The following is an 18,793-nucleotide window of genomic DNA, read 5'->3' as shown; positions in this document are numbered from 1 at the left end:
CCGGATAGAATTTTCAGAACGCTGTACCCTGCGTTCACAGCATCTACCTATTCCTCTACAAAATAATCACTGTCTAATCGTTTAATCTCATACATTCGGTGCGGAGCTACGCCTAAATTGTGATCGATCATTAATTCAGCTAATTGCTCGCCGTCAATAAGAACAATTCTTGTTTCGTTACGAGGAATATAGTTTAAAGCCTCCCTTGTGAAGGACGAGGTGGTTATGAATATTCCTTTTTTTGCTCCCTGCCCAGCCAGTGCGCCTACAAATTTTTGCAGTTCGGGCCTTCCGATCATATTACCAGCCTGCCATCGCTTGGCTTGAATATAGATAATGTCCAATCCGAGTTTGTCTTCCTTGATGGTGCCATCAATGCCTTCATCTCCGGTTTTTTTAATTACTTCTCCGGCATCTTTCATGGAACCTCCATACCCCATTTTTACTAATAGTTCCACTACTAAGCGTTCGAAAAAGAAAGGAGATAATTCGCGCACGGTATCAAGAAGTTCTATAGACAAAGCTGCGCGTATTTTTTGATAGGCGTTCTCAATAATTTCTTCCGGGGTCTGCTCGTCAGACGAAGACGATGCAACTGCCTCTATGGTTGTGGTATCTTGCTTCTTGTAGTGCTGGAATTCAACAAATTCGGGAAACTGCTTCAGCAAGTTATTGTCAATTTGCTTCGGCTTTTCCTCTAGAATCGCTGTGCCGCGTGGGGTAATTACTAATATTCCCCGTTTAGGCGTGTCAATAAGGCCGGCCTTTTTTAAGTATGTTCTTGCCCATCCTACCCTGTTGGGGAATAAGAATGCCTGTCCACTTGGCAACAGTTGCTTTTGCTCTTCTTCGGAGAGATTAAACTTAACAGTTAGAATATTTACGACATCCTTGAATAAATGTACCTCGCCGTCAGAAATTGCTTTCAACAACGGCAACATGATGGATTGATAATCTGGAATTGGCATAACACTACACTCCCAATATGCGTTTTAGGGTCCCTTGCATAGCTGATTTAAAGGCGGGATCCTGCGAAATCAAGCGGTACAGGTCGAGTTCGTGCTTACGTTGTTTGGCCATAACTTCGTCAAAGATCTTATGAAAGGCAATTTCCCGGTTTTGAGTATCGCTATTTTTGGCATACTTTTCTTTATAGTCAGGATGTGAACTTATACTTCGCGCTAAATTGATGAACTTCACCCGCTGCTCTTCAGGTGTGGCGTCCCAGCCTTGGAACCACCGTTCGTTGAAACTTATGATAATATTATCAAGCGGATCTTCAGCCCGCTCTCCATCGTGAACTGCCCTTGGATTAGCATTCTGAGGATCAAGTTCTGTTTCCGAGGCGTCCAGGCTAATTGCTGTATTTAGTTTTACCCGCTCAAGTCCGTAGGTGGAAAGATCAACCGAATTCAGCAGCCCATCGAGAGCATCCTGTTCCGGGTCGGCGATAATAAGTTTGGGAATCAAGAATTTTAAGAACCAAAATAGTTTTTCCCATTTCAGAACCTCGTACGGGAGAATGGAAGCCATTTGACCATAAATTTTCACGAATTGCTTGGCCTTGATCTTAAAGTCGGCTTTGTCGTTGTCCCCCAGTGCCAATTCGTCATTGAACCGGGCAGCGGCAACATCGATGATGGGACTTAATTCCTGCGCGTCCACTCCTTCAAAATACTTTTCCACGAAACTCTCTACTTCCGCCCACTCATAAACGGCGCCATCGTCCAAACTGGACTTAAGCTCGTGCAATACGTTTACATCAGTTGCCTTGCTAAGTGTCGTGGCCGTATAGAAATCGTCGAAAGCCGTTTTAATATCTTCCGTCGAGTTGAAGAAATCCAGCACGAACAAGTCTTCGGTTTTTTTTCCAAGTTTATCGGCTGACCGGTTCAATCTGGATAGCGCCTGAACAGCCTTCACGCCCTGTAATTTCTTGTCCACGTACATGGCTGTTAATTTCGGCTGGTCAAAACCGGTTAGGTACTTGTCAGCCACTACCAGTATCCGATATTCATCGGCATCAAATTTATCCCGCGTTTCATTCTCTCCAAAGCCGTTGATTGCTTCTTCGGTATATTCCAGTCCGTCAACACGCTTGGTTCCTGAAAAGGCAACTAGGGCATTAAACGGATTTCCTTTTTCTTTCAGCAAATCCCGGATCGCGAAAAAATAACGAATGGCCGATTCAATGCTCTGCGTAATCACCATGGCTTTAGCCTTGCCTTTAAGCTTCTTCTTTTTAACCACATGTGTTATGAAGTGTTCCAGCATGATCTCCGCCTTGATGGCTATGGTTTGTTGATCGCGTTCTACAAAAGCTCTAAGCTTTTTCTGCGCCTTTACCGTGTCAAATAAAGGATTTTCCTCGATTGACTTCCTTATCTCATAATAGCTCCTGTAAGTGGTATAATTGGCCAGCACATCCAAAATAAAACCCTCTTCTATGGCCTGTTTCATCGAATAGAGATGAAAAGGCTTAAAACTTCCATCCGCTTGTTGTACACCGAATTTTTCCAAGGTGGCATTTTTTGGAGTAGCTGTGAAGGCCAGATAAGAAGCATTACCCCTCATTTTGCGGGAATGCATGGCTTTCAAAATCTTATCCTGAGGATCGACGTCTTCTTCGCTACCGCTTCCCATTGCCCGGTTCATATTATCGGAAGCCCTGCCGCTTTGACTACTATGCGCCTCATCAATAATTACGGCGAAGCATTTGTCACTCAAATCTGCAATGCCGTCCACGATAAACGGAAATTTCTGAATAGTCGTAATGATGATTCGTTTTCCGCTTTCCAGGTTCTCTTTAAGCTCGGGGGAAGAATATGCCGGGCCAATGATGTTCTTTACTTCCGAAAAATCCCGGATAGTTTCGCGGAGCTGTTTATCCAGTAATCTGCGGTCAGTAACGACGATGACAGAATCGAACAGCGGATGGGTAATGCCCCGGCTTCCCCTGACTGATTCATTTTCAGGATAGGCTTCAATTAGTTGATAGGCCGACCAGGTAATTGAGTTGGACTTACCGGAACCTGCGGAATGCTGTATCAGGTAAGTTTGCCCCACACCCTTTTTACTTGCATCAGCTATAATCTTTCGCACAACATCCAGTTGATGATAGCGCGGAAAGAACAAGGTTCTTTTGCTTAAGGGATCCGTTTCCTTGCCGTCAAAGCGAACAAAGTGCTGCAGAATATTCGCGATGCTTTCCCTGGTTAGTATGTTCTCCCATAAGTAAGCCGTCTTATGCCCGAAAGGGTTAGGCGGATTGCCCTTCCCCATGTTGTAGCCTCTATTAAAAGGTAAAAAGAAGGTTTCCGCCCCGTTCAGCCGGGTGGTCATATACACCTCATCCGTGTCCACCACAAAATGTACCACACAGCGGCCAAAATGGAGAAGAGGCTGTGTAATATCGCGCTGAAACTTGTATTGATTCTGACCGTGTACTTTGGCATTCTGCCCCGTCCAATGGTTCTTGAGTTCCATTGTAGCAATGGGCAACCCATTCACAAAAAGTACCATGTCAATTTCCTCACCTGGATTGCTCAGCGAATAACGCAATTGACGGGTAACACTAAACTGGTTGCTTTCAAAATTTTGCTTTGCCTTTTCGCTGCTGCCTGCAAGCGGCAGCACATACATCAAGGTAAAATGGGCATCATCGACCTCCAATCCCTTCCGTAGCAATCGAAGAACCCCGTATTTTTTTATCATACGATCCAGCCGTTCCAGTATTTTGGGCTTCCAGTCGGATTGCCTCTGCAACTTCTCCAGTTCCTGCTTTTGAGTCCGCTCCAGAAAATCCCAAAATCGTTCTTCATCAACAGCATGCCGAGCGTTGAAATGATGAGGGAAACCGATGTAATACCCGTTACCGGCCCGATAATCCGGTGCCCTTTCCGAAATATCCGTCCCTATAATGCCTTTTGCCTTCAGTTTCTCCAGGCTGGTGCCGGTAAGCCGTTCTTCGATGGCAGACTCCAGAGCCTGCTCATTGGTTAAGCTGGGCATAGTTCTTCTACTTTTATTTTACCTGTTACCGCGCTGTCGATCAGCACTGTTTTGTATTCTTTTAGTTTTTCGATTTCTTTTTCTTTTAGGGAGATGGCGGCGTTGGTTTTGGTGGTGGTAGTATCTATGTGGGAAGCAATAGCCGTTTGCTCCGATTTTGGCGGAATGGGTACGCGTATTTCTTTCAATTTTGATGCATAAGTGTGAACGATAATTTCACCTTTCGAATGTTTTGCCTTTTGTACTTTTACCCCATTTGTGTTTAAAACATAGCATAAAAAAAGGCTATCGTTCTCAATTTGTTCAAAGATAATAACATCTCCTCCTACGTAAACGGCATCATCTCCCTGATACACTACACATTTGCCAATGTCTTCCGCAGTTTCACCCGAACCTGTAAATAAAAGTGCGTTCTTGGCTATCTTTCTCGCGCCTTTTGCCGTTTTGGTAGAAATCTTATGATAAACATTATTCACAACGATCTCATACTTAGTATATATGTCTCCATACAAAATTGCCGGCACTCCTTCGTCCGTCAGTTCATCTCGTGGAATTCCAGCTCCCTTTGAAAAAGCTCCAAAAGAAGCTAACCTCTTCACCTCCCAATTATCCGGAATATTCCCAATCCATTCCACCCCGCTCCGCTTTAATTTCACGTGAGGGTTCAGTCCCCGTGTAACGGCATTATGTATAAGTATCTGATTGCGCTCTTTGAGGAGGGCGATTTGTTTTTCTTTGATAGCTATGGCTTTATCGATTAGCGCAATTTTTCTGTTGAGAAAATTGGCGATAGCGGTTTGCTCTGGTTTGGGTGGAATTCCAATAATGATGGCCTTCATTTCATCAAACCTCGTCGTCCAGAGGTCGGCTACAATTCCATGCCCCATCCGGTAGAACTCTTCAATAAATGAATTGCTCTTTAAAAGATAGTTACAGAACATGGGATTGACATCCTTTGGTTCCATAGCGATATTGATGAGCGAAACCGAACCATCAATATTGGCCACGCCACTTGAGCCTTTTCTATCTGATCTACTATTTATTACGAAATCACCTGCTTTTACAAGCTTTCTGTTGTCACCATCATTGGTCTTTGCAGCTTGATCCAACTGTGGTAAAATACCTTGCTTAGTTACTGATAGTGGTGGATAATCTTTATCAGAAACCTTTGTTCTTCTTTCCTCGAACTTTGTGCCCAGTCTCGTTAGCTCCCAATGGTCCGGGATCTCACCCAGCCACGCTGCACCACTGTCCTTGTAAGCAGAATATTTTTTAAAACTAAATTCCATCTTTGCCACTGGGACTACATCTCCGGAATCTTTCGCAACGGATTGGTGCGAAATCAACGGTTCCGTCCTTTCCCAACTTGCTCCAGTATTTATAGCTTGTACTTCGGCCATTTCTCTATCCAATATTTCTTATTCGTTCTCCCAACTCTGTCAATACATACCGCTGGCTTCTACTTTTCGGGCTGTTGGGATCTACTAATTTAACAAATTCTGCTTCAATGGCCGGATTCAGATAATTTGTCCGGAAATTTTTCCTGTCAGATAACCCCAGCATATCCTGCAATTCCTGCCGGTTGTGTTCTCCCTTGAAGACGGTTAATAAGCGTCTTACTTGGGGGTTACTTGGGGGTTACTTGGGGGTTACTTGGGGGGTTACTTCTTTCGAAGCAGGGAACGTCATCCGGATAAAGTTCTCCATAAACCGGAAGCATTCCTTTCCATAGCTTCCCAAAATACGTGGCACACCCGATCCAAGCTGCTCCACCAGCTCCAAATCCCTGTAAACACGCATTAATTCCCTATTACGGGGAATGGAAACGCCTTCAAAGAATTCTTCTTCACTCAACCCCTCCGGCAATGAACCCGCTGAGGTAATTTCTATACGGTCTGAAAAGATTTCGAATTTGGGTGGCACCTCACGGGTAAAATCATTATGTACGATCGAATTGATAACGGCTTCGCGGAGCGCTACCGGATTCCATAGCCTCCGGTCTATTCGTTCTTTGGACGTGATCTGTGTTGCCGTACGATTCTCCAGTTCAATCTTGTCTAATACGCTTTTGGTTGCTTTGATCAGCGAACAATAACCGTACTCATTGTTCTCAATCAAATCAATCCGGTTCACACCCTTATATTTTGCCACTTTGATGGAAACATTGTTTTCATCGGCCAGCAAATACGCTGCGTAATTGAGGGTACCTTCTTCTGTGAGTAATTCCAGGTTCTTTTTGAACTGCTTGTTGAGTGGCTTGCTCTTTTCCTCATAATAGATTCGAAGCTGTTCAAAAGTTAAATCCTGACGGTTCGATCGGATCTTGCCAATGGAATCGCGGGTACGGGTGGCAAATAATTTTTCGATTATCGGCTGCGGCATGGGCTCTGCGGCTGTCCCCACTCGGATGTAACAGCCCTTTTCAGTCATCCCGAATTTCTTTTTGAAATATGGTTTCTCGCGGCCACTGGCTACAATGATTTTTATAACGTTCTTGCCCTCACGTTCTTCTGTCACCACATCAAACAAACCCATCGCAGACGGAGCAAGGTTGTTTTTGACCCGATCTTTGATTTTTAACATATCGCCGTCGGCATCCTCGACCCCAATTATCCTGCCGGCCTCACTAATGCCAATATAGATAGCACCTCCTTCGTGATAATTCAAAAAGGCAATGACCTCCTTTTCAATATCCACATCGGTACTGAGTTCTCGTTTATATTCTATGCGGTTAGTCTCTGGCACTACCCAAGTATTTCTTTGATCAATCCATCGCTTTCAGCTTCAAGCTGCAGGATATCCGCTGTCACTTCCTCTATGCTTCTCAGAGGTTTGTGACGGTAGAAGTATTTATTGAAGCTTATCTCGTAGCCGATCTTCGTAGCATCCAGGTTAATCCAGGCTTCGGATACGTGTGGCTTTACTTCCCGTAAAAAATAATCGTAAACGGACGCTTTAAGGGGTACGTTTTCGGTATCCCGCAGGTCGCTTTCAGGTTCGTACTGGATATATTCGCCCCTTTTTTCAGTTTCGAAATAGCCATAATCCGGCAGCTGGCTTTCGGTACAGCTTAAATGCTTAAGCAGTTCTTTCAGTTTGTCGCCGGAAAGTTTTACCCGGCTCTTGATTACTTTTTCAGCGTTTGTGTCGTACCAGCTAACAGCGTTAAGAATTATATTCCTTTCCGTGGCAGAAAGTTTTATTTTCTTTGCCTTCAGGTTTGCTTCCACTTTCTCCCTGAAAATATTGAAATTATTAAAAATCGCATCCCCAACGGATTCCATAAGCTGGCCCGCGGTTTTCAGTAAATTTAATTGCTTTTGCCAGGTGGCGGGGCTTAACAGCGCTTTAAGTTGTTTGGAAGTCAGATTCAGGTCCTCCCGGTCACACCAGTCAGTGATGGCCTTCTCATGCCGGGGCAGGCTGGTGTATGCTTCTTCCCCGAATTCCTCGTAAACCCAGCGCATCGGTTCCCTCAGGCCTTTGTCGAAACGTAATTCGGCAATTCGCTCAGCTGTAAATTGCGCATTCAGGCGCTTAGGGCGTTCAACAGTTACTTTATAATATCCGAAATCGGTATTGTCAAAAATCTGCGAAGCAATCCCTTCATCATTGTCCTTCCGCTCTACTGACTGCATATTCAGGTAAGCGTCTACGATCTCCCTGATGTGTTCAGGGGCAAATTCACAGTTTTTGTTACCAAGGTTTTTGCGAAGCTTTCTGTAGAGCTGTCCGGCATCGATCAGCTGAACTTTTCCTATCCGACCCGAGGCTTTATTATTACTTAACACCCAGATATAGGTGGTGATGCCGGTATTGTAAAACAGATTGTTAGGCAATTGAATAATTGCTTCCAGCCAATCATTTTCAATGATATATCTACGGATATTGCTTTCGCCTCCTCCTGCATCACCTGTGAATAAACTGGATCCGTTATGTACCGACGCGACACGGCTTCCCTCCGGACTTTGACTAAGCGGTTTCATTTTATTGACCATTTCCATCAGGAAAAGCAATTGCCCGTCCGAGGACCTGGGTATAGCATCGGCGTCTTCATCTTCGCCCCAGTAATTGCCAAGCTTAATCTTGAAACGTGGATCGATAATATCCTTGCCATCCTTTATATATTTTTGTTCACTTGACCAGGACTTGCCGTAGGGAGGATTCGAAAGCATAAAATTGAAATTCCTGCCGGCAAACTCGTCGGTGGAAAGCGTAGAACCTACCCGGATATTTTCAGGATTATTACCCTTGATCATCATATCCGACTTGCAGATAGCGTAGGTTTCATCATTGATTTCCTTACCGAATAAATAAACGTCTCCCGTGGCCCGGATTATACCTTCTTCATCTTTGATGAAATTTTGTGATTCTGTAAGCATTCCCCCTGTTCCACAGGCAGGGTCATAGATCGTCATTACCGGGGGCAGCTTGCCTTTCACCGGCTCGAAAACAAGATGGGTCATCAGGTCAATTACTTCGCGGGGAGTAAAGTGTTCTCCAGCTTCTTCATTGTTCTCTTCGTTGAATTTCCTGATCAGCTCTTCAAAGACATATCCCATGCCCAGATTTGATAGAGGCGGAAGTTTCCGGCCCTCCGGGTCGATTTTCTCGAAAGGTGTTAAATTAATGCGGGGCGAGGTGAATTTCTCAAGGACAGCAAGTAAGACATCTTTTGATGCCATGTGTCTGATCTGGCTTCTCAGTTTAAATTTTTCAATGATCTCCTTCACATTGGTACTGAAACCGTTCAGATAATCCTCAAAATGGGTCAACAGTAGCTGTTGGCTATTCGTGGCGCTACCGTAAAGCCGCTGCAGCGTCCATATACTGGTATTGTAAAACACATATCCGGATGCTGCCTTTAATCCAGCTTCATTTAGTTCCGCAAATTTTGCCTCATTTTTCTGAAAGTTCAACTCTTCCAGCACCTGTTCCTTGGTAGGTTCCAGTAAAGCATCCAGTCTGCGAAGCACTACCATGGGCAGGATGACATCCCGGTATTTACCACGTACGTACACATCGCGCAGGCAGTCGTCTGCAATCGACCAGATAAAAGAAACAAGTTTATTGTGTATGGCTGGGTTCATCTTTTTCCTTTAGTTAGCTTAGAACCTGTTAAAATTAGGTTATTTTGCACTTATTCCCGAAAAAGCCTTATAGTATTTTACACTTAACAGAGCGAATTCTTCACCGGCGATGTCCAGCTCCTCCGGTTCGCACTTCATTTGTTTCGCCTGGATCTTCATTTTATGTTCGAAGATCCAGCTTTCGGAGGAAAGAGGGATCAGAATACGCACTTTTTCAGGAAGCCTTCTGAAACGGTTTTTCCCGTTGGGTTCCGAGAGATGCCGGAGATTGATGTCGGTTATCTTTTGGGTCAGCAGCGGCTCATGATATAAGCGGTACCGGGTGATCCAGTATGCCAGTTCTTGCGCAGGGGAGAAAGTCGGTTTGGTTCAGTACGTTAAGGGCAAGGTGTTCCAGTAAAATTCAGTATTATTTCAAAACGGTTTTGACATGTTGGATAGCGGCTTTATTTTTCTCCTAATAGTCCTTGCCTGTTTCGCTAAGAACATTTTTACGAAGCCAGTCAAGTTGGATTTTGTAAAACCCGTCCGCTTTTTTCCCATCTCTCATTAACCTGCCTTCAACTTCACGAACAGAACCGGTTTTTGATATATTCATACTGTGATTGGCATTTGGAAAAGTCTGAATGGTTAATGAAGCATTGGGATTTTTTCCGATAGTGGATTCGTACAGCTGTTTCGTTTTACGCCAATCAACATTCGTGTCTTTTTCTCCAAGCAAAGCAAGTACATCAATGTTCAAACCACTAAGCGTTTCATCAAAATTACGTACCATTACCAAGCTTAGTGTTTCCTGGTCAAACTCGTATTGATCCTTTACCTCCAAAAAAGCTTTTTGCTCCGCTTCATACTCTTCCCGGGAAATCTCCGGGTCGCCCGCGAAATAAACCACCGAGGTATCCTTCCGGAGATTTCCGGTAGCGTTCAGATATTCATCATAAGCCCCGCCCTGCATAAAAATTTGCCTGCCCCGTACCCATTCTTTCAAAAGAAGCTGGGTTTCTTCCTGGGTACGCCCTTCCAACGGCAGGTTAGATTTCATCAAGTAGTATTTGTTATCCTCCGCCGGAACGCCACTTACAGAAATCCAAAATTCGATTTCCGGATCCTGAGACATGGCGATGGGCGCTACCCAGCCGCTGCGACTGGTACCCCATATACCTATCCTGGTAGAACCGGGAACGTTTTTGGAACGTAAATACGCGATGGCGTCCAGTACTTCCCGGGCACTTTCTTGCAAGGGTTGGTTTTGATCGAACTCTCCTTCACTTCTTCCGTTACCTGGCTTGTCCCATACCACACAAGTAATTCCCAGTTTGGTAAACCTTTGGCGCAAATCGAGATACCTGTTTTCCATTCGTATGTTGGTAGGACCCGAACCATGAACAAATAGTATAAGCGCTTTAGCATCGCCCTTTGCAGGCTGGTCTATGATCCCGGAAAGTTTATTGTCGCCCGAGATAAATTCGAAATCCCTGGTGACCATAGTGCCAGCTTTTTCTTTGACATTCCCGCAGGCGAGCATCGTAAGGTTCGCGATTAGCAGGATAACAGTATATTTAGTTGTTGCCGTCATTTTTTAGTATTTCCAGGTTTTTAAACCATCCTTCCGAGCCGTTGCCTACCCAGAAGCCAATTTTGCCGTATTTTCCCGTACTAAGCTGGGTGACTTCCAAGGCTGGCTGTGCTGAACCATTAATATAAACTTTCACGTTCGGATAATTAAATTCAATGGTAGCATGAAACCAATCGTCCGGCACCTCCGGGGTGGGATTGATCGCATTTTCATACTTGCCTGGAAACGCTTTTCGCAAGGTGGCCCAGTCATTCTCCGGCATGGCGATGTACTGGATGGAGTGGTTATTCCGCTCCGGGTGTTTGAAATTGAACGGCCGGAAGTAAACCGCATCGTAGGTTTCGTTGTCTTTGCCATGAAAAGCAAGTCCTACAAAGCTTCTGCCAGGTGTATTCTTGCCCTTTATATCCAGCTCAATGGTGCCGTTTTTAAATTCAGAGCCAGCCAGCCAAAGCACCCCGTCCCCGGGCCTGGAATCCAGGTGGGCAACGCCATCCTCATAGGTGGCCTCCCGGTTAAATACCGTAAAATTCCCGGGCTCCATCGCGATTCTTTTCTTCTGGGCAATAAGGGAGCTGCTCGCGCATAAAATCAGCGTAAATAGGACGATTATTTTCATGATTTTGTAATTTGCTTCAAACTTAGACCAGCGGCCTGAAAATAATGCGATCAGAACCGGTTCAAAATCCGGTCAGTTTAATTTTTACTCATTTTGACCGTAGTATCACCGAATATGGCATTTGATGAGCGGGAATATATCGAAGTCTGCAAGAGGCAAATAGAAAAGAAGTTCGCCTTCGGAAGCGGCAATGGTTATACCCAGAGGGATTTGGAGTCGTTAGCTGTGTACATTGAAGAGAACACAGCCGTTAACCTGAGCCTTTCAACGCTGAAACGCCTTTGGAAGGGCAATTTTAAAGAGCGGCCTCAAGTGGAAACGCTCAACGCGTTGGCAAAGGTTTTGGATTATAAAGACTGGCAGGATTTCAAGATGCGCAATCCCCTGCAGGCTCAGGAACATCCCGGACGCTTTACAAACCGACGCCGCGCTGTGTTCATAATGGCAGCGCTCATCGTACTGATTGTCACATCATTGATTACAATGAATATGATGGAAATTGGAACAAACTCCAAAAACAGCGCAATGTCTCAAAGCTTGCAAGTAAAGGGACCTGTTCACTTTTCCACACAAAAAACAGTGACTTCCGGAATACCCAATACGGTAATTTTTAATTATGACCTGTCTCAGGTTGATGCCGACAGCTTTTTTATACAGCAAACATGGAATGATTTTTACAAGGCGGCGATTGATCCGGAGGGTCATTATTATACGAGCATCTATTATGAATCAGGATATCACAGGGCCAGGCTTATCGCCAACGATTCTGTGATTGCCCTGCAGCCCGTTCACATCCTCAGTGATGGCTGGGAGCCTCATCTATATTACAGTTATAAGGAAGAGCCGGTAGATTTTAAAGATGAAGCCTTTATTCAGGACGGGTACTTGCTGTTCACGAAAGCGTTATTGCGAAAGCGAAATGTAGATCTTTCCAGGGATTTTTTCACAAGGATCAGCAACAGCCGCAAGTTCAATGTGTCTTCGGGTGATTTCAGCCTTGTTTCCCGCATGAAGGTGGACAGCATGACAAACCGTTTATGCCCCTGGATGCAGGTAATGGTCGTCACCGAAAAGCACGTCTTTTGGGTAAATCTTCAAAACAAGGGCTGTGAGCGAAATGCCAGCTATAAAATGGGAGAGATCGTTCGCAGCGGAGAGAATAATAATCTTTCGGCACTAGGAGTAGTCCCTTATGAGTGGCAAGATGTGGATATAACGGTGGAAAGCAATCTGGCTAAAATCAGCCTGAATGGTGAAATAGTTTTCAGGGAAACCTTTAAAGAAGATTTTGGCGAAATAATGGGCCTGGTTTATTTATTCGAGGGAACCGGCTCCCTGGATTATGTGCGGTTAACTGATGGAGACGGTCAAACAGCCTTTGAAGATGACTTTTCATTGGAAGATCAGCAACTTCCATAGATTGGCTGTGGATATTAAGGCGCTATTTTGCGGTAGGCCAAAAAATTGTTCAAACACAGAAAAGTTTGGGTGCGCAGACAGAATTCCCACGGAGAAGCGGTTTCCCTGCCGGGAATCTTTGCGATATGTGCCGGTTTTACAACCAATATGCTCCTCACAAAATCTGCGACAGCTTGTCGCAGAAATTCCTTGGGGGCCATCATCTGCTTATATTGAATAAAACAACTGATTGCCATTTGACCTCCATGGACAAATGAGGATAGGTCAGTTGATCAAACCGTAACCCATTCAGAGAAAAATAAATTTTGATATTGTTATCTTTTAAGATAACTTTGTGTCAATGGTAAGGCAAATCATTTTTTATGGATCCCATTTTATGGAGTTTTATCAGCAGCAAGATGATAAGGTCAAAACCAAGATACAGTATACGCTTGAACTCATTAAACAGGTGGACAGGGTTCCGGAAAAACTTTTGAAGCATTTAACGGCCACAGATGGTTTATATGAAATCAGGGTAGCCTATCAGTCGGATATTTATCGGATTTTTTGCTGTTTTGATAGGGATAAGCTGGTGGTGCTATTTAATGCTTTCCAGAAGAAGAGTCAAAAGACACCGCTAAAGGAATTGGATAAAGCGATTGAATTAAAAAAAGCATATTTTAAAAGCAAACAAGATGAAAAAGTATCATAATATCACAAATTTTGAGGAGTTGATCGAACAGGAGCATGGCAAGATTGGTTCCCGGTCCCGTAATGCTTATGAAGAGAACGTGCAGATGTTTATTATCAGCGAGATGCTGAAGGAAGCCAGAAAAGCGGCTAAACTGACGCAAGAGCAATTGGCAGAGCGTTCGGGGACGAAAAAGAGCTATATATCAAAATTGGAAAACGCCAGGGGTAATATCCAGCTTTCTACGCTTATACGAATTTTTGAGCAGGGACTGAATAAAAGAATCGGGCTGACTTTTCTGTAAATGGCTATATATGCACACTAGGTATAACCGGTGATCTCTGCTGAATACCGACAGCAAGGCATTTTATCTGATGAAGTTATATAAATTCGTCACCAGTACAAGGATCGATATCCTGCAAAATCAAAAAATAAGATTTAGCCAGCCGTACGCACTCAACGACCCATTTGAGACACAACCCTATTACAGCGATCACCAGTAAATCAACCCATTCAAGAAACTTGCCGAGTTTGCAGACATTGTAAAAGAAGTTCGGAATACCGGAGTAGCCCGCTGGGAAGAGGATCAGAAAAAACCCCGCAAAAACATCCTGAGCTGGTATATGAATGCCAATTTGGTTTCTTTATCGCTAATAGAAGATCGCGAAAACTTGTTGATGTTGGCACATTATGCGGGTAACCATAGCGGATTTGTTCTTGAACTTGACAGTAACACACTTTTTTCACTGATAGTACCCGCTATCTGTATCAGGCTTCCTACTGTGGCAGTCGTCCGGAAGTAACGCTCCGGGAGGTTGAAAAATTAATCGTTAGGCAGGCTAACCTACTCAAAAATGGTAGTCCGGATGAATACGAGATGAAAAAACTGGTACTACAAACTCAATTTCCGAAAAGCTAGTATTTGCTTTCTATAAAATCGGCTATTTCACCGGGTGAAATTCGTTCTTCCGACACCTCATCGACGGTAATCTGCTTTTAGGTAGACTCGATTTCCGATTTCCCTAAAGCAAAAAATCCTTCAATCATATGATTTTCAGGATTTTAATACTTCTTGTTATTGATAATGTAGCCCCGACGGGAATCGAACCCATATCTAAAGTTTAGGAAACTTCTATTCTATCCGTTGAACTACAGGGCCATCAGCAGGTCCGGGGCCGAAGAAAGGCAAACCCGAAATTGCAGAGGGCAAAATTACGAGTTTTTCCGGCGATCGGCAAGGGCATTTTAACTTGGGCGGCTTCCGTGTCAATTTTATTTTTATTTTCGGCAGGTTGCCGGCGGCGCCGGAGGAATGGCAAAGTTTATAAAGCAAATGGAAAAACAGAGCAAGGAATTTCTGCTTTCGGAGGAACAAGACTGGCAGCAGGCGGATGAAGGGATTGAAAGGCAGCTTCTGGGTCATAACGGGCAGCTGATGATGGCAAAGATCGCTTTCCGGAAAGGGGCGGTCGGGACCTTGCATAATCATCCGCATGTGCAGGCCAGTTATGTCGCTTCCGGGCGCTTTAAAGTGCTTATCAACGGGAAAGAAAAAATCCTGAACCAGGGGGATGGCTTTTTTGTGACGGCGGGGATTCCTCACGGCTGCGAATGCCTGGAGGAAGGAATGCTGATAGATGTTTTTGCCCCTGCGAGGGAAGATTTTCTGTAGACAGGACCTGAAATCCGGTGATGCAGGCAAAGCATTTGAATCAAACAAGGCATTCGAATCGATGCTGGGCCGATGGAAAAAACGCTGTCCGGGCTTTTAGCGCGTTTTATTCTCCAGGAGCAGGAAAGGCGCGGTGTTTCGCCATTTTCCCGGATATTGCTTCATCAGCTGGTCGCGGGATGCGGTAAAATTGCCAAGGGCGATGTCTGTATCGCCGTCTGCATCCAGGTCGCCGGCCTGCATATTGATCCACCGGCCGGCTGCAGCGCCGGGAACCCAATGGGGGGCAAATTGCATGCTGCCTTTGTTTTCAAAGTACAATAGGGATTCGCCGGGACGGCGTTCCGGGTCCGGGAAATAGGCAATACTGATAATATCCGGGTCGCCGTCAAGGTCAAAGTCGCGGGAAAGAGCTTTATAGGCGCCATTTACCGGGTAAAACCATGCTTTTTCGAAATTTCCACGGCCGTCGTTCAGGTAAATATACACCCCGTGGTAGGGCTTAAGTATGAGGGAAAAATCGGCATTATCGCCGCTGGTGTAGAGGATATCGGTGTGTCCGTCATCGTTAAAATCCTGCAGTTCAAAGGAGGAAGAACCCTGGGACGGGGGAAAACGGAGCAGGCGTTTTTCTTCAAATCCCCGGCCGCCTCTGTTCATGAATAAATACAGGCCTTCGTCTCCCTGGGCAAAGAGGGCCCATACGTCGGGGCGGCCGTCCTGGTTTACATCGCTTATTTCGGCCTGGATGGCGCCGGGCGCCTTGCGGATTACGTATTTTTTGCGGGGGCTGGAATACCAGGCGAGTTCGCCGTCGAAGAGGCCGTAGGCGCAGATCAGGTAATCGGTTGTTCCGTTGGTATCCAGGTCGGCAGGGCGGATCTGCACCGGCCGTCCAAGCATCTGAATAAGTTTTTCGGGGTTGCCGGAGCTGTCCAGGGTCCAGGCGGCGCCTTCCTTGAAATCGCTGGGAAAATAAGTGCCGATATCGGTAAGAAGATAATTCTCGCCGGCTTCCGGGCGGGAGGCGGAATTCTTCCGGCCGGATGTAAACGAAGCGGCCTTTTCGATATAAACCACCGGGCGTTTCATCGCTATTTTCTTTTGGAGCTTCAGGGAAGGATCGTAAAACTCCATTGTTCCGGCGGAAGCGTTGGCTACCAGCAGCCGCCCTGCTGCGCCGTCTATAAAAAGGCCGAGGGTGCCCGGTTCGGTTTCAATGGCAGCGGGAAAATGCGTTGCAAACAGCCTTGTGGTGTCTTCCGGTGTTTGCCGCGAAGGAACGGGCAGCGTATCCGGCGCGTTCTGGCGGTAATAGCTGAGGATGGCTTCCCATTCTTCTGTACTTAACAACGGTTCATCAGGGAAGGTTCCTTTTGGAGTGGCAATGACGCCGCGGCCGGGAGCGGGATAATTTTCACCCAGGTATTGGTAGATGCCTAGCCTGGGGCCCATTGCCGGCAGTACGCTGTTCAGCCAGGTGTTTTTATCCAGCAATTCGGGTTCGGGGAACTTGTGGCAGGAAGCGCAATATTTTTCGGCCACCTTTCTTTCCGGGGAGCGCCGGGATGAAGGGCTTGTACAGGTAAGTATGATAGCGGCAAAGATCGCGGTCATCAGGGCGGCTGCCAGGTATGAACCGCGCGGCCTCATGAAACGATACTTCCGTTGGCGGTATGTTCATGGGGCGTCATGAACCGCAGCCGGCCGTCTTTGTCTTCGGCCATCAGGATCATGCCCTGGGACTGGATGCCCCGGATCTCGCGGGGAGCCAGGTTTACCAGGATACTTACCTGTTTGCCGATGATTTCTTCCGGTTTAAAAAATTCGGCGATGCCCGAAACGACGGTCCGCCGGTCAATGCCGGTATCGATCTTCAGTTTCAGCAATTTCTTTGTTTTTGCCACCTTTTCCGCCTCCAGAATAGTCCCTGTGCGAATATCCATTTTTGCGAAGTCCTCGTACCCGATCAGTTCCTTGGAAGGCGTTACTTCCTGTTGTGCCAGCTCATTCTGCTTTCGGGAATTTTGAAGTTTCTGCACCTGGGCTTCCACTACGCTGTCATCGATCCTTTCAAAAAGGAGTTCGGCGTCGCGCAGCTGATGGCCTTCCGGCAGCAAATCGCTTTGGCCGGCCTCTTCCCAGCTCTTTACCGGAAGCTGCAGCATGTTCCGGAGCCTGGCCGCGGTGAAAGGCAGGAAGGGCTCGCTCAGCACCGACAGACTCGCGGCGATCTGCGCCCCGGTGTTCAGGATGGCAGCAACCCGTTCCATGTCTGTTTTAGCCAGTTTCCAGGGTTCGGTATCGGCCAGGTACTTATTTCCGAGCCGGGCCAGGTTCATGAACTCCCCCAGGGCTTCCCGGAAACGGAACTGTTCAATAGCCGCTCCTATTTTGCCCGGATAGGTAGCCAGCTCTTGCAGGGTTTCGCGGTCAACAGGTTGAAGGTCGCCGGCAGCGGGGATTTTTCCGCCGAAATACTTATGCGTAAGCACCGCCACCCGGTTTACAAAATTGCCAAAAATGGCAAGCAGCTCGTTATTATTGCGCGCCTGGTAGTCTTTCCAGGTAAATTCGCTGTCTTTGGTCTCGGGAAGAATGGATGCCAGGGCGTAACGCAGCTCATCCTCCTTGCCCGGGAATTCGTCCAGGTATTCATTCAGCCAAACCGCCCAGTTGCGGGAGGTGGAAAGTTTATTGCCTTCCAGGTTCAGAAATTCATTGGCGGGCACATGTTCCGGCAAAATATAATCACCATGCGCATGCAGGATCGCTGGAAAGGTGATGCAATGAAATACGATGTTGTCTTTTCCTATGAAATGAACCAGGCAGCTGTTATCTTCCGGATTCGCCTGCTTTTTCCAGTAGGGTTCCCAGTCCTTCCCCGTGTCCAGCGCCCATTGCTTGGTGGAAGAAATATAGCCGATGGGGGCATCCAGCCAGACGTACAATTTTTTTCCGGCCGCTTCCTTCAGCGGAACGTCCACCCCCCAATCGAGGTCACGGGTCATGGCGCGCGGCTGCAGGCCCGATTTCAGCCATGAACTGCACTGACCATAGACATTGGATTTCCATTTATCTTTTTTCCCTTCCAGCAGCCATTTTTCCAGCCAGGGCTGGTATTTATCCAGGGGCAGGTACCAGTGTTTTGTTGTTTTCAAAACCGGCGTCTTCCCGCTCAGGGTTGATTTGGGGTTGATCAGGTCCGTAGGATTCAGCGAGGTTCCGCATTTTTCACACTGATCGCCGTAGGCCGACTCGTAGCCGCAATTCGGACAAGTGCCGGTAATGTAGCGGTCGGCCAGGAACTGGCCAAACTCCTCGTCATAATATTGTTCCGATTCCAGTTCGGTGAATTCCCCTTTTTCGTACAGCGTCAGGAAGAATTCCTGCGAAAGTTCATGATGAATCCGCTCGGATGTCCGGTGGTACATATCGAAGGAAATACCGAAGCGTTCGAAAGTTTTCTTGTTAAGCGCGTGATATTTATCAATAATAGCCTGGGGAGTAGTGCCTTCCTTTTTTGCCTGGATGGTAATGGCGGCCCCGTGTTCATCGCTGCCTCCGATGTAAACAACCTCTTTGCCGCTCATGCGGAGGTAACGGACAAAAATATCGGCGGGAAGATAAGCGCCGGCTATATGTCCTATATGCAGGGGGCCGTTGGCATAGGGAAGTGCAGAGGTAACGGTAAAACGCTTGAACGAACTTATACTCATCAGCTGAATCGATTTCA

Annotated in this window: 14 protein-coding genes, 1 tRNA gene and 1 pseudogene; 4 read left to right on the top strand and 12 right to left on the bottom strand. The window is 46.3% G+C overall.

What is annotated here, in order from left to right; genetic code table 11:
- Positions 1-47: 47 nt before the first annotated feature.
- The 9 genes and pseudogenes from FRZ59_RS04785 to FRZ59_RS04755 all read right to left on the bottom strand — a co-directional run bounded on the left by FRZ59_RS04785 (position 48) and on the right by FRZ59_RS04755 (position 11,296).
- Positions 48-968 carry a restriction endonuclease gene (locus tag FRZ59_RS04785; RefSeq protein WP_132128170.1) on the bottom strand — a complete coding sequence of 307 codons (921 nt, stop codon included), beginning with the start codon at positions 966-968 and terminating at the stop codon, positions 48-50.
- Between the two features lie 4 nt (positions 969-972).
- Entirely contained in the window at positions 973-4,011 is a 3,039-nt protein-coding gene (locus tag FRZ59_RS04780) for a type I restriction endonuclease subunit R (RefSeq protein ID WP_132128169.1), read from the bottom strand.
- Positions 3,999-5,411 carry a restriction endonuclease subunit S gene (locus tag FRZ59_RS04775; RefSeq protein ID WP_207910214.1) on the bottom strand — a complete coding sequence of 471 codons (1,413 nt, stop codon included), beginning with the start codon at positions 5,409-5,411 and terminating at the stop codon, positions 3,999-4,001. Before FRZ59_RS04775 ends, FRZ59_RS04780 begins: the two co-directional genes overlap by 13 nt.
- A gap of 4 nt (positions 5,412-5,415) precedes the next feature.
- Positions 5,416-5,625 (bottom strand): annotated as a pseudogene (locus tag FRZ59_RS19880) (Fic family protein); the annotation flags it as partial.
- A 24-nt stretch (positions 5,626-5,649) separates the two neighbouring features.
- Complete coding sequence (locus tag FRZ59_RS04770) at positions 5,650-6,756, bottom strand: RNA/DNA-binding domain-containing protein (RefSeq protein ID WP_225975190.1); 1,107 nt, start codon at positions 6,754-6,756, stop codon at positions 5,650-5,652.
- Entirely contained in the window at positions 6,756-9,101 is a 2,346-nt protein-coding gene (locus FRZ59_RS04765) for a type I restriction-modification system subunit M (protein ID WP_132128167.1), read from the bottom strand. Before FRZ59_RS04765 ends, FRZ59_RS04770 begins: the two co-directional genes overlap by 1 nt.
- A gap of 39 nt (positions 9,102-9,140) precedes the next feature.
- Positions 9,141-9,311, bottom strand: a complete 171-nt coding sequence (locus FRZ59_RS18470; protein WP_158640531.1) for a hypothetical protein — start codon at positions 9,309-9,311, stop codon at positions 9,141-9,143.
- A gap of 247 nt (positions 9,312-9,558) precedes the next feature.
- Entirely contained in the window at positions 9,559-10,677 is a 1,119-nt protein-coding gene (locus FRZ59_RS04760) for an alpha/beta hydrolase family protein (protein ID WP_132128166.1), read from the bottom strand.
- Entirely contained in the window at positions 10,661-11,296 is a 636-nt protein-coding gene (locus tag FRZ59_RS04755; RefSeq protein WP_132128165.1) for a 3-keto-alpha-glucoside-1,2-lyase-like domain-containing protein, read from the bottom strand. The genes FRZ59_RS04760 and FRZ59_RS04755 overlap by 17 nt, the downstream gene beginning before the upstream one ends.
- A 93-nt stretch (positions 11,297-11,389) precedes the next feature.
- Between FRZ59_RS04755 and FRZ59_RS04750 the strand changes: the two genes are divergently transcribed.
- The 3 genes from FRZ59_RS04750 to FRZ59_RS04740 all read left to right on the top strand — a co-directional run bounded on the left by FRZ59_RS04750 (position 11,390) and on the right by FRZ59_RS04740 (position 13,689).
- On the top strand, positions 11,390-12,715 hold the full coding sequence (locus FRZ59_RS04750) for a hypothetical protein (RefSeq protein WP_132128164.1): 1,326 nt from the start codon (positions 11,390-11,392) through the stop codon (positions 12,713-12,715).
- Positions 12,716-13,055: 340 nt separating this feature from the next.
- Positions 13,056-13,406, top strand: a complete 351-nt coding sequence (locus tag FRZ59_RS04745) for a type II toxin-antitoxin system RelE/ParE family toxin (protein WP_132128163.1) — start codon at positions 13,056-13,058, stop codon at positions 13,404-13,406.
- Positions 13,390-13,689 carry a helix-turn-helix domain-containing protein gene (locus tag FRZ59_RS04740; RefSeq protein ID WP_132128162.1) on the top strand — a complete coding sequence of 100 codons (300 nt, stop codon included), beginning with the start codon at positions 13,390-13,392 and terminating at the stop codon, positions 13,687-13,689. Before FRZ59_RS04745 ends, FRZ59_RS04740 begins: the two co-directional genes overlap by 17 nt.
- A 783-nt stretch (positions 13,690-14,472) precedes the next feature.
- Here FRZ59_RS04740 and FRZ59_RS04735 read toward each other — a convergent pair.
- A tRNA-Arg gene (locus tag FRZ59_RS04735) sits at positions 14,473-14,544 on the bottom strand.
- A 174-nt stretch (positions 14,545-14,718) separates the two neighbouring features.
- Here FRZ59_RS04735 and FRZ59_RS04730 point away from each other — a divergent pair.
- Positions 14,719-15,057: a cupin domain-containing protein gene (locus FRZ59_RS04730; protein ID WP_132128161.1), complete on the top strand. Its 339-nt coding sequence runs from the start codon at positions 14,719-14,721 to the stop codon at positions 15,055-15,057.
- 96 nt (positions 15,058-15,153) lie between these two features.
- Here FRZ59_RS04730 and FRZ59_RS04725 read toward each other — a convergent pair whose 3' ends face one another.
- Together FRZ59_RS04725 and metG are read right to left on the bottom strand one after the other, a co-directional pair.
- Entirely contained in the window at positions 15,154-16,710 is a 1,557-nt protein-coding gene (locus FRZ59_RS04725) for an FG-GAP repeat domain-containing protein (protein WP_132128160.1), read from the bottom strand.
- Positions 16,707-18,776, bottom strand: coding sequence for a methionine--tRNA ligase (gene metG, locus FRZ59_RS04720; RefSeq protein ID WP_132128159.1), 2,070 nt, complete (start codon positions 18,774-18,776; stop codon positions 16,707-16,709). The genes FRZ59_RS04725 and metG overlap by 4 nt, the downstream gene beginning before the upstream one ends.
- Positions 18,777-18,793 lie beyond the last annotated feature (17 nt).

The sequence above is a fragment of the Anseongella ginsenosidimutans genome, assembly GCF_008033235.1.
GTDB lineage: Bacteria > Bacteroidota > Bacteroidia > Sphingobacteriales > Sphingobacteriaceae > Anseongella > Anseongella ginsenosidimutans.
Note: the sequence above shows the minus strand (reverse complement) of the source record. Positions and strands in the feature narration are given on the sequence as shown.

Coding starts and splice junctions, on each gene's coding strand:
- FRZ59_RS04785 (WP_132128170.1), bottom strand. CDS start 968: ATGCCAATTCCAGATTATCAATCCATCATGTTGCCGTTGTTGAAAGCA.
- FRZ59_RS04780 (WP_132128169.1), bottom strand. CDS start 4,011: ATGCCCAGCTTAACCAATGAGCAGGCTCTGGAGTCTGCCATCGAAGAA.
- FRZ59_RS04775 (WP_207910214.1), bottom strand. CDS start 5,411: ATGGCCGAAGTACAAGCTATAAATACTGGAGCAAGTTGGGAAAGGACG.
- FRZ59_RS04765 (WP_132128167.1), bottom strand. CDS start 9,101: ATGAACCCAGCCATACACAATAAACTTGTTTCTTTTATCTGGTCGATT.
- FRZ59_RS04760 (WP_132128166.1), bottom strand. CDS start 10,677: ATGACGGCAACAACTAAATATACTGTTATCCTGCTAATCGCGAACCTT.
- FRZ59_RS04755 (WP_132128165.1), bottom strand. CDS start 11,296: ATGAAAATAATCGTCCTATTTACGCTGATTTTATGCGCGAGCAGCTCC.
- FRZ59_RS04745 (WP_132128163.1), top strand. CDS start 13,056: ATGGTAAGGCAAATCATTTTTTATGGATCCCATTTTATGGAGTTTTAT.
- FRZ59_RS04740 (WP_132128162.1), top strand. CDS start 13,390: ATGAAAAAGTATCATAATATCACAAATTTTGAGGAGTTGATCGAACAG.
- FRZ59_RS04730 (WP_132128161.1), top strand. CDS start 14,719: ATGGAAAAACAGAGCAAGGAATTTCTGCTTTCGGAGGAACAAGACTGG.
- FRZ59_RS04725 (WP_132128160.1), bottom strand. CDS start 16,710: ATGAGGCCGCGCGGTTCATACCTGGCAGCCGCCCTGATGACCGCGATC.
- metG (WP_132128159.1), bottom strand. CDS start 18,776: ATGAGTATAAGTTCGTTCAAGCGTTTTACCGTTACCTCTGCACTTCCC.